The following is a 12,417-nucleotide window of genomic DNA, read 5'->3' on the forward strand; positions in this document are numbered from 1 at the left end:
ACCCACCACACCCCCACCCACCACCAACCACACCCCTGGCACGAGTGACCCCAGCGGGTTCACGGACGGCGAAGGGCAGAACGGCAACGGCCAGGGGGCTGATCACCGAGGCGGAGACAACGGAGACGACTCCGACCGCGATTCCGGCGACGACCGAAACGACCGCGAGACGGACGGCGATGGTGAGCGTGATTCGGACGGCCGCAGCGATCACAACGACCACAGCAACGGCAGCGACCGCGACGCGGGCGATGGCGATGCGGGCGATAGCGACCGCGCACCGGACGGGCAGGCCGTAGGAGACTCGGAGCCCGGCGCCCAGAACGACCTGCCGAACGCGGAGCACGGCGACCGATCCGCCGAGCAGAGCACGAACGACGCGTCCGGGCAGCCCGTCGGCGACGCGACGCGCCCCTCTGAGGCCGAAGGCGACGCGCCGGAGAGCGCTCCACTGGTCGACAACCCCTATGTCGACCGCTTCTCGGACGGCCTCACCACGGTGCCGGGGACGGACGACACGCCCGGATCCGGCGACCCCACACAGGACGTTCCGGCCGCGGACCGGAACGCCGACCACCACAGCACCGACCGGACGGGCACGCCGGAACCGGAGCGCGACACCCAGGACGCTCCCGCCGCGGAGCAGGGGCCGGGGCAACACAGCAGCGACCCGACGGGCACACCCGCGTCAGGGCGCGACGCCCAGGACACCCCGCAATCGCAGGAGGTCGCCTCGGACGACGGCGCCCACGGCGACTCGCGACCGCAGGACGGCACCGACCAGAGCGCCACGGGAAACACTCCCACCGCGGAGCGGAACCCGGTCGAGCAGAACACCGACACGGACCTCGACTGGCCCCTCGGCGACCTCTACGACACCCCCACACCCACCCCACAACCCACCGACACCCACACCCCCCACACCTGGCAACCACCCACACTCCCCTTCGCCCTCCTCCAACCCATACACCCCCTCCTCAACCCCCTCGACACCCTCGACCCCAAAACCCACCTCCCCCTCCCCCCCTCACCCCTCCCCTGGAGCGCCCCCGACCTCCACGTCTTCACCCTCCACGGGATCCAGTCCACCGACATCCCGCTTCAGAACCTGGACACCGGTCAAGGCACAGGCGCCCAGGCGGTCGACGTGGCGGCTCCGACCACCGTCCAGGGGCCCGCGTCGCAGGGAACGCCCGGCACCGAACAGAGCCGGGCGGACGACCGGTCCGACACCGGCAGGGGACGACAGCCGTCCCACCGGTCACCGGCCCAGGAGGAACGCCCGGGTTCGGCGACCGCCAGGGGCTCGGAGCAACATCCGCGCCCGGAGACGATTCCGGCCCCGAGGACCGAAAGCCCCGGGCAGGGCGACAGCGACAGTGGCGGCGGCAGCGCGACCGGTGGTGGCGAGACCCGGCCGCGGCCGGAATCCTCCGATCCGACAGACACCGACCCGACACCGGTGCCGCGGACCGGTACCGACGCCCAGGTCGAAACCGGCCCCTCACGGAACCGGCCGGACACCGCGCCCTCCTCCCACCAGCGTGTCGAGGAGCGGCCCGCCATCCCCGTCCCTGAGCCGGAGAACGCCCCGCCGCAGCCGCCCGAGACCTCGCTCCCTCCGTCTCCTACCAAGGTCGCGCCACTTCCACCCGAGGCTGCGACGCCTTCGGGCGAAGCGCCGCCGCCTGCGCCCGAGGCCGCACCACGACCGGCCGAGGCCCTGCCGCAGCCGCCCGAGACCGCACCACCTCCGCCCGGGGCTCCGCCCCTTCCAGCCGAAGCCCCGCCGCCCCCGCGAGGCACGTACCAGGGGACCCTCCTCCCGGACCGCACCACCGCGCCCTACGACCTGAGCTATCTGCTCGACTCCAACCTGGCGCCCGCCGACACGGTCATCGCCGAGCACCTGCGGTCGTTCGTCGACGGCACCGCCGCGGGCCCGCCCCACGGCCTGGACGAGACCGCACGGGCCGACCTGCGCACACAGGTGGAGGCCCAGACGGGCCGGGACATGGGCGTCTTCTTCCAGGACGGCGGACACCCCTTCACGGTCACCGGCGGCGACGGCCGCCCCCGACGGGTCGACGTGTGGCTGCGCCCCTCGACCGGCGACTTCTTCCACGTGCCGACCAGCCCGGCGAGTGACTCCAAGGACGCCAAACTCAAGACGACCGACACCGTCGGCGAGTCGGTCTCCACCGAGACCGACGGGACGCACGGCGGCGCGCACACCGTCAATCTGAGCTTCCTGGTCAGCCCGCTGCACGTGGCCTCGGTCGACGGGACCAGCATCGGCCCGCGTGTGAGCCTGCGGGTCTTCTTCGGCACCCGCGTGCGGACCGCGGGGCAGTCCGCCGCCAACTCCACCGACCTCCCCTCGAACGTCGAACTCAAGGGCAGGCCGGAGGTCTACGTCGCGGACCTGGACATGGCCGTGCGGATCGCCCCCGCCGACGGGGACGGCGGCGGGGCCCCGCGGACCGCGACCGCGCGGACGGACAACGGCCTGATCCTGATCGTCCCCGGCGGCGTCGTCCCCAGCGACGGGCCCGAGACGATCCGCGTCTACGATCCCTTCGCCCCGCAGGACGAAGGGCAGGAGGCGGGCGGTGGCGACCGCCGCCCCCTGGATCCACGGGCGGGTCAGGGCCACCCGATCAAGGTCGGTCCGATCAGCCTCGCCGGTGACGACGGGCCCAGATCGCTGGCCGACTGGGTCGGCGACCACCTGACGCGCGCCGACGCCCCGCCGCGCACGCGGGACGCGGTACGCGACCGGCTGACGCCGTCGTTCCTGGACAGGCGCGCCCGACGGCGGGAGCGGATCCGGCAGGACACCTCGCGGGACCTCTCCCCCGACGCCGTGCGCAACCGGCTGCCGAGGATGACCAACGCCCCCGTCCCGTTCGAGTTCACCGACATCTCGGGCGACTCCCGTGTGATGACGATGTGGTCGGTGCCCACCGACTACACGCGCAAGGGCCACACACCCTCCGTCGAGGGCAACAACAAGGCCAACATCAAGGGCAGCGTCTCGGACAAAGGGGTCAAGACGACCCTGAAGAAGGGCGATATCGCCGGGTTCGGCGTCGGCGCCGGCATGGCCGCCGACGTCCCGGGGCTGTCGTCGGTGCGCGTCGAGGCGCCCTTCGTCGAGTACGCCCTGAACCACCAGACGAACGAGCAGGAGTCCCGGTCCGTCTCGGGGTCGGTCAACCGGACGACCCACGGCGCCACGCCCTCCGCCGCCTACGACGTCCGGCGCAACTACTACGTCCGGTTCGACGGCGAGCCGCAGGTGTACCGCTTCACCGGTGAGACCGTCGAGATCCTCACCGTGGAGGATGCCCGGACCATCAACGGTGAGGAACGACCCGCACCGCGAGCCGAGCAGGACACCGCGCAGGACACCGGTGGCGGGTCCACCGCCACCGCCACGGAAGCGGCACCGCCTACGGCTACGGATCCGGGCCCGGCTGGGGGACCGCCACCGCCGACGGCCACGGATCCGGCTGGGGACCAGGCACCGGCACCGCCCACGGCCTCAGGTCCGGCCACGGACACGGCGACGCCCGCTGCCCCGGACCCGGCCGCCGACCGGAGGCCGCCGTTCGCGAACCTGTCGGCACCGCGCCCGACCGACTTCACCGGTGCGGTCCCGCGCACGTTCAGCTGGCCGGACGGCAGCCGATTCCAGAGCGCGGACGGGGGCCCACCGCGCGGCGTCTACGACGCGTTGGCCCACCAGGTGTTGGGCGGTCTGGCACGACAGCGCCCCGGGTTGGTCCTGCCGGACCTGTCCAGCTCCAAGAAGGACTACGCGCGACGGCCGCGGTCCGGCGAGGAGGCGTCGGGCTACTTCGACCGCTCCCCTCGCGAACACCGGCCGCTGCGGCGCAACCACGAGGTCGCCCGGTACAACACGCTCCAGATCCTGAAGTCGATCTCGGAGTCCTCCTTCCGCGGCCGCCTCGACGACCTCGCCGGGCGTGAGGGGATCCCCGTCGACCTGATCGAACCGGCGTCGGTCAATCCCGGGTCCCTCTTCAGGGGGGACGAGAAGGTCCTGCGGCCGAAGTTCGTCAGCGTGCGGATCTTCGCCGACTTCGACCGGTTGGAATACGTGCGGCCGACCGTACGCGGCACCGGCGGCGAGTTCGGCGGCTCCGCCTCCCGCTCCACGGACACGGGTTCGCAGAACCGCCACACGCTGGCCACGAGGTTCGGGCTGTACGCCCGGCCGACCGATGCCAACGACGTCCACGGCCAGCCGCCGGTGGGCGGCACGCCCTCGGTCACCGTCCCGGTCAGCCGCACGACGTACTCCGGCCAGGGGCAGGGGTTCTCACACGGGGTCAACGACATCGTCTTCTTCCCGGAGGGATCGGACGTCTGGCACTCGCGGGCGTCCTTCCACGCCCGGCTCTACGAGTTCGACGACAGCGGCCTGGTCCGCGGCGACGCGCCCCCGCTGCGTGAACGCGGCGTTCCCCTGCTCGACTCCGCCTTCCCGACCCGGCTGACACTGGAGACCCCGCCGGGGCGCCCGCGCGAGGACACCGGCGACGCCACGGGCGCGGCTCCCGTCATCTCCGACATCCGGCCGCTTCCGACAGCCGAGGCGGAGAGGGTCATCAAGGGGGACACCACTCCCGACCCGGCCTCCGTCCGGCGCCGCCGCGACCCCTGGCGCTGGGCACGGTCGGCGCCCCGCGCCGGGTCCGGCAGCACGGACACCGCCGCGACCGGTGACAACGGCGGCGCCCCCGTGCCCCCACCCGCGCCCGCACCCGCACCCGCACCCGCACCCGCACCCGCACAGCCGGAACCAGCTCCGCCCGCGCCCCGGACACCCGGGGAACGGCGAGCCGAGCAGATCAGGAACCTGCCGACCACCATCCAGCACTCCAGCACCGAGTTCCGGGTCCGGGACGAGCAGGGACGAACTCGGACGACCAGCCTGCTGGACGAGACCTACAAGGGGTTCTCCGCCGTCACACGCCGATTCGGCCTGCACGACGGCTACCGGCGCAAGCTGGAGCACTTCCTCGTCCGCGGCCAGGGCAACCGGCGGCTCTTCCCGGACGCGCTCTCGTCCGAGGTGCTCTCGTCCGTTCCCCGCGGCAACCGCGTCCGCACGGAGATGAGCGGCGGCCTGTGGTCGCCCCACGACGTGCGCGCCACGGTGTCGACGGAACTCGACGTCACCTCCATCGACAGGTTCGAGCAGTCCGACGCGATGATCGAACGGGGCGGTGTGACCAGTGCCGACCTGTCCGTCAGCACGGGCAGGACCTGGTCGGCCGACGCGATCGTCGCGGGCCAGGCACGCATCAACGACAACCCCCGCCCCGACCAGGGACCCGGCCCCGACCAACCACTCACCTACGGCGACGGGCTCCGCCCCATCGGCGTGATCGGTCCCCAGGTCTCGCAGGGCCTGTTCCACAGCTCGCGCGGGCACAAGACGGGCGAGAAGTACACCGAGGCCACCGCGTTCTCCTCCAAACTGCCGATGGCGTACTCCTTCACCGGTTCGGGGACCGTCAGGCAGGCCATGGAGTTCCTCAAGAACTGGAGCATCGGGCCGACCATCCCGTGGAGCGCGCAGTTCCGCGGCTGGACCGGCCACGTCTCGGACCTGGTGACGGGACTGGTCCACATCCGCGACGCCCACCAGGCGGGGCTCGTGGAGGACGGGGTCGTCGAACGCGACGGCGCGCTGGTGCGCGAGCCCCAGCCCGAGCCCGGCAGACCCGAGGGCGTGCGCGTGCGCCCCGGGCTGGAGGACACGGGCAAGCGGGTGCGCCCCGCCGATTCCGGTCCGGCGCTGCGGGCACTCGCGGACGATCTCGCCTCCCAGGGCTGGGAGCTCACCGCGGGCAGTCGGGAGGCACTCCTGCACGCGCTGGACTCGAACCTGGGCGGCGCGACCGACACCTCGGTGCCGCTACCGGTCAGGATCCGCCCCTTCGACCACTCGATCGGCCACCTCAACTCCCCCACCACCGCGCCGCCGGCCGTGGACGCCACGGTCCGAATCCGGCTCGACCTCACCCGACCCACGGTGGAGTACCTGGGCGGCTCCAACGAGTTCAAGTTCAGGCAGACCTGGCGCCAGGCGCAGTCGGACACCCGGTCGACGGCGGACACGACCTCCGCCGGACTCGTGGGCGGCGTCCGCCAGCCGCTTCCCTATCCGGGCGACGACCAGCCCTCCCAGCAGAGTCCGCAGAGCCGCCCTCACCTCCTGGTTCCCACGGCCGGCGCCTCGGAGTCGCACACCCGCTCCACCGGATCGACCGAACAGGAGACCCGGTCCCGCAGGCTCGACCTGTCCGTGGACACCCCCTACGCCAAGCTGAGCCACGACAGCCGACTCCACCTCGATCTGGAGATCTCCGCACGCCAACCGCTGCTCATCAGGGCACTCGGCGAACAGCCCGGCAGTGGGGAGCGCAGGGACTTCAGCGGCAGCGGCGACGGCGGCCGGGTGGACACGCTCTACCCGGTCTCCTACCTCGACTTCGCGGGCACGGTCGGCGCGAACACCGAGACCGGGGACGGCACCGAAACCACCGGAGAGGGCACCCGGGCGGGCACGGGCACCGGGACGGGCACCGGGGACGGCACCGCTCCGAACCCGCCGCGCGCGGGCGACGGACGCGCACACGACACCGCCCTGCCGCACCCCGAGCACCCCGAGCACCCCGAGCACCCCGAGCACCCCGTCAACGATCATCATGCGTCGCTGCACGACATGATGCGCCAGTGGACCGAGACCCACAGCGACGACCGGCGCCCCCGCTCCGGCGACGAACTCATCGTCCCCACCGCGATCGGGGACCGCGGACAACACGTCCGCGACACCGCCCACATCGTCGTGGCCAAGTCGCTGGGCTGGTCCCCTCCGCCGGACGCCGTCCGGGACGGCCGGTACACGCCGCAGGCGGTACGCGACGCCCGCGCCCACAACGCCGCCGCGCTCGGATTCGGTTCCCGGTACAACGCCATCGACCAGGCGCTGGGACACCTGGCGCTCAAGGCCCTCCATCCCGAGGCCGTGGACCGGGACACGGAACTGCCTCCGATGGGCCGGACGACCTGGAGTCTCAGAGCCCTGCCCGATCCCGCCTCGGCGCGCATCCTCGACGTCGCGCCCAGTGGCCGGATCACCGACTCCGGCATCGAGGGCAACTCGACGAGTTCGACCATGGCGCACGGCACCTCGCGGACCACGGGTGCCGAGGTCACCGCCTCCGGGCGCAGCGAACAGCCCGGCCTACCGCCCCACCCGCGAACCGGGGCCTACTACGGCGGGCCGGGCGGTACGGGCGCCTCGAAGTCGGGAGGCGGCGTCGGCCAGGGTGTGAGCTCGCAGCTTCCTCCCCATTCCCAGCGCGCCCGGATCGGGCCCCTCCTCCTGGTCGAGTTCGACACCAGGTGGGGCATCGGCGCCAGGTCGGAGCTGCGCGACTCCGCCTTCTCCCGAGCCGCGGGCTATGTCGGGGACAAGGTGCGCGGGCTGTTCGGACGTCCCACCGCGCGGCCCGCCCGCTGGCAGCTCGGGGACGCGACCACCAGGACGACCGCGTGGATCACCCAGGGCGACGCCGTCCGGATGGGGATCTTGAGCCAGGCGGACGCCGACGGGATGGCCGGTGTCCGCAAGGGCTTGGAGGACGCGCAGAAGGATCTGAACAGCGCGGAGAAGAAGTACCTGGAGTCGCGGCTTCCCCTGGAGTCGGCGGCGGCCGAGTACGCGGCCGCGCCGGGCGACGCGGGGCTCAGGGACCGGTACCGCTCGCTGGAGGACACCTACGAGGAGCGGCGTGCCGCGTTCGACCGGGCGCTGGACACCTGGGTGGACGCGCTGAACGCGGTACGCGACGCGGCGCGTGGCCGAGCCTCTTCCGACACCCCCGCCACTCCGGCGGCAACGGAGACCACGAGCGCACCGGACCCCACGGGCACCACGACCGCACCTGCTGCGCCTGCTGCGCCTCCGGCACCTGCGGCACCCGCGACGACGGCGGCAACCACTGCGGCAGATCCGCAGCAGAGTTTCACCGACAGGTTCCGCTCCCAGTTGAACACGGCCTTCCCCGGGGACGCCGTCCGTACGACCCCCGCCACCGAGACCACTGGTGACACCGCGCGACCCGCGCCCCACCCGCGACCGCTCACCGACACGAACATCCGGGACACCGCCCAGAACGAGATCGAGAACGAGTCCGGCGCCCCGGTCCGCGAAGCCCGCGAGGTCCGGGAGGTCCGCGAGGTCCGCGAGGTCCGCGACACCACCGAACGGTCTGTGAACGAGCGGGCCACGACCGAACAGACCGCCACCGGACGATCCGTGCGAGAGCAAACCGCCACCGAGCGGACGCGGCTGGATGAGGTGGCGACGGACCTGCGGGAACAAGCGGATCTGGTCCGCTCGCGGATCCCCGCCGTGGAGGAACGGATCGAGCGTCTGCACGAGGCGGTCTCCGCCCGGGAGCGCGACGTCGCCCAGCTCGAAGACCACGACGTCCCGGCGGCCCGGCGGAACGTCGACGACGCCGACCTCGAACGCGTCCGGGCCCAGCTCCGGTCCGACTCCGCCCGTGAGTCCGCCGACAGCGCCGCCGAGACCGCCCGCCGGGCGTGCGAGGACGCGGCCTCGCTCAGCGAGCGGTACCAGAGCCTGCGCTCCGACGCCGATGCCGCCAGAGCCCACGCGGCACGGATCGGTGGGGAGGCGGGTGCCGCGGCCGCCGCGCTCGACCGTGCCGAGGGCGAACTCGATACCCGACGCGGGGTGACCGCCCGACTCGGTGCGGACGTCGACGACCTCGCTTCCCGGGTGGCCCGGCTCGACGCCGAAGCCCCGCGGACCTCCTCCGGTCAGGGGACCGACGGCTCCGGAGCCGTGGGCGCACCCGGTGCGACCCCCGCCGATGGGGCCCCTGAGACGAGCGCGCCCTCTGCGACCTCCCGCGACCGCGGTGGAGAGCAGGCCCGCCCCGAAGAGTCCGATCAGGGATCGGGCGGCTCCGGGGACTCCTCCGCGGAACGGGGTGACGTCGGCCGTGAGGACTCCACCAGTTCCGGGAGGCCCCGGGGACAGGAGGATCCGGTCACCCGGGAGCACTCCGCAGGGCATGAGGACTCCAGCGCTCCATCGGCCCCGACCAGGCGGGAGCATTCCGCAGGACACGACGACATCGGCGGGCGAACGGACCCCGCCGGGCAGCAGGGCTCTCCCGAGCCGCGAGGCACCGATCACGATGGCTCTTCGGAACGGGGGCCCTCCACGGAGCCGACGGCAGCGGAGCGTTCGCGGGCCCGGGCGGAACTCGACCGGCTCACGCGCGAGCTCGCCGAGCGCAGGGACGGGGACGCCCGGGCGGAGGAGGCGGTCAACGGCCTCCGAGACCGAGCGGAGGAGCTGAGGGCGCGGGCCGCGGAGGCGAACCGCGCCCATGAGACCGCCCACACCCTGGCCGAGGAGGCGCGGACGAGGAGCGAGGACGCCGCACGCACCGCCGAGGCGGCGGCCGAACACGCGGCTCAGCTCGAAGGGGACGCCCAGGACCTACGCGACCGCCTGCTGCGGGCCGGTACCGACGCCGACGCCGCACGGGGCAGGCTCGACGCGCTGGCCGAGAGGCTGAGGGAGGCCGAAAGCGAACTCGACGCCGCGCGCACCACCCTGGCCCAGTCCGAGCACGACCTCGCCCGGCTCGACCGCCGCGCCGCCGACCTGGAGAACCGGGCCGCGCAGCATCGCGCGGAGGCCGACCGACTCCGGGAGCGGGCCGCGCGCGTGGACGAAACCGCAGAAGAAGCCGTGGACGAAGCCGCCAGGGAGGCCATCGACACGATCGCCGACGCGTCCGCGAGCCGAACCACGGCCGGTGACGGAGGTGTGGAACGACAGGTCACCGGCCCGGACACCGGGTGGCCGCCGCGCCCGGCCTGGGGCGCGGGGGTCCTTCCCGAGGGAATGCGCGACGGCCAACTCCTGCACGGTCACGGCCAGGGCGCGATGTACCTGCCGCTCCTGATGCCGTCGCCCGAGATGGGCGCACCCGAATCGTCGCTGGTCCGGGACTTCGCCGCCGACGGCGGCGCCACGGTCAACGGCCCGCTCCGCGACGGGACGGGACCCGATGGCACTCCCGAGCGCACCCGCCGGACGGTGGAGGCACTGGACGCGCTCATCGACCGCTCCACGACACCCGACTCGCTGATCCTGCACCAGAGAGCGGGGACCGGCTTCGCCGACCGGCTGGGCGCCTCGCTCGCCGACGCCGACTCCATGCGCGGCCTGATCGGCCGCACCTACACCGACCCCGGGTTCACCGCGACGACGACCGACGCACCGGTGCCCGGTTTCGACACGCCCGTCGTGATCGTGATCAGGGTGCCCCGGGGCTACCCGGCGCTCAACACGTCCGACCTGCCGCGGCCGTCGTCCGGGGACGGCCCGGACGTGGTCCTGCGCCGGGGCGCGACCTTCGTCGTCCACGACGTCCGCCCGGTCCGCGACGAGCTCTACGAGAACGACCACTGGGTGGTGGAGTCCGAGGTCGTCCCCGACGGCTGGACACCGCCCGCCGACTGGCGCAGCGACCCGCGCGGCTCCAGCGGCGACCGCCCGCCCACGGAGACCGGGAGTCCGGGCACGCCCGCCGACGCCACCCGCCCCACACCGTCCGCCGCGTCCGGTTCGGTCCGCTGAAACACGATCACCGCGCGAGAGGGTGGTCGGTGCCGTTCCGCTCGCATGGGCGGGTTCTCCGTCCGTGCCGCCCGATCCGCACTCCCGCGCGAAGCGGAATCCGACCTGCCACACCCGCAGTTCGTGGAATGGCACTCCGTTCACGCAGCGCCTAAAGGGAAAGGTATCCCCGGTTCCACGCCTACGGGAATGCGTGCGCGAACTGTTGCCGACTGGAAGAATTCAGCGCCGGGACACCACCGGAGAATTCCGGCCCGGTCGACCGCCGAACGGTCGAACCCCTCACCCAGGCGCCGAGCGAAGGGCACGGGTGCCGGGCGCCGAGTGCTGGACGCCCGATGCCGGAGCGAAGGGCGCAGCGGCGGCGTCCTCACGACCGTCTCAGACCGTGGTGACGCGCGGCCCCATGGCGGTGAGTTCCTGGGCGAGTCCGTCGGCCAGCCCCGTGTCGGTGATGACACAGCTGATCTCGTCGAGGGAGGCAAAGCGGGCGAAGTGGTCGTTGCCGACCTTCGTGTGGTCGGCCAGCAGCACGGACCGGCGCGCGGACCGGATCATCGCCCGCTTGACCTGCGCCTCGGCCGGGTCGGGAGTGGTGAGTCCGCGTTCGGCCGAGACTCCGTTGGTGGCCATGAAGGCGACGTCGACGTAGGTCTCCTCCAGTGCCTGGAGCGCCCAGCCCTCCACGGTGGCCTGGGTGCGCGTGCGCAGGCGACCGCCGAGCATCATGACGTTGATGTTGGCGCGGGGCACCAGGCTCAGTGCGATGGGGGCGGAGTTGGTGACGACGGTCAGCTCGCGGTCGGCCGGGATCTGTTCGGCGAGTCGGCCGGTGGTGGACCCGGCGTCGAGGAGGATGGCGCCCTCTTCGGGGAGTTCGGACAGCGCGGCCTTGGCGATCCGGTCCTTCTCCTTGGTCATGACCGTGTCGCGCTGGCTCAGCGTGGGTTCGAAGCCGAGCCGTTCCACGGGGATGGCGCCGCCGTGCACGCGACGCAGGACGGCGTGCCGTTCCAGAGCCATCAGGTCCCGTCGGATGGTCTCGTAGGTGACGTCGTACTCGGCGGCGAGTGTGGCGACGTCGACCCTCCCCTCGCGGCGGGCACGCTCAAGGATGAGCTTCTGACGCTCTTCGGCGTACATGTTGTATCACCTGTGTTTCAGTGTGATTCGGGTCGATGGTAGTGCGGAGGCCCGGTACGCACAAGAACGCCGCCCAGCGCTGTGGGCACGCACGGCATGGTGTGAACCGCCCCGGGAAAGGGTCCCACGTTCGCGCTCAGCCGGTGTGCGAAGCACACACGTCATAGCCCCGCCACGCCGCGCGGCAGGCGGCAGGCGGCAGGCGGCAGGCGGCAGGCGGCAGGCGGCAGGCGGCAGGCGGCAGGCGGCAGGCGAGAGCATGCCGGGATTCCGACAGGCGGGAATGGAGTGGTCCCCTACGGCGGCGGGGACGAGACCGCGCAGATGGTCAGACGCGCAGCAGCCGGTGCACGCGGGTGGCCAGGCGTGCGGCCGGTTCCGGGCCGAGCTCGGTGCCGGTGATGAGGCAGTCGGTCTCGTCCAGAGCCGCGAAGCGCGACATCCGGTCGTGGTCGATACGGGTGTGCTCGGCCAGGACCACGACCGTGCGGGCGGCGTCCATGAGCGCCCGCTTGCTCCTCCCCTGAACCGGGTCGACGCTG

Annotated in this window: 3 protein-coding genes and 1 pseudogene; 1 reads left to right on the forward strand and 3 read right to left on the reverse strand. The window is 72.9% G+C overall.

Annotation, left to right across the window (positions count from 1 at the left end):
- Positions 1-346, reverse strand: a 346-nt coding sequence (locus ADL05_RS31960; protein ID WP_231640878.1) for a hypothetical protein, incomplete at its 3' end; no start/stop codon positions are given.
- A 153-nt stretch (positions 347-499) separates the two neighbouring features.
- On the opposite strand from ADL05_RS31960, the gene ADL05_RS31250 reads away from it, so the two are divergent.
- Positions 500-10,732, forward strand: a complete 10,233-nt coding sequence (locus ADL05_RS31250; RefSeq protein WP_231640879.1) for a hypothetical protein — start codon at positions 500-502, stop codon at positions 10,730-10,732.
- Positions 10,733-11,113: 381 nt separating this feature from the next.
- Here ADL05_RS31250 and ADL05_RS23185 read toward each other — a convergent pair whose 3' ends face one another.
- Both ADL05_RS23185 and ADL05_RS30735 read right to left on the reverse strand, forming a co-directional pair.
- The gene (locus ADL05_RS23185; protein WP_053619122.1) at positions 11,114-11,875 is read right to left on the reverse strand and encodes a DeoR/GlpR family DNA-binding transcription regulator; all 762 of its coding nucleotides are present in this window, start codon (positions 11,873-11,875) and stop codon (positions 11,114-11,116) included.
- 328 nt (positions 11,876-12,203) lie between these two features.
- A pseudogene (locus ADL05_RS30735) lies at positions 12,204-12,417 on the reverse strand (DeoR family transcriptional regulator); the annotation flags it as partial.

The sequence above is a fragment of the Nocardiopsis sp. NRRL B-16309 genome, from assembly GCF_001279585.1.
Taxonomy (GTDB): domain Bacteria; phylum Actinomycetota; class Actinomycetes; order Streptosporangiales; family Streptosporangiaceae; genus Nocardiopsis.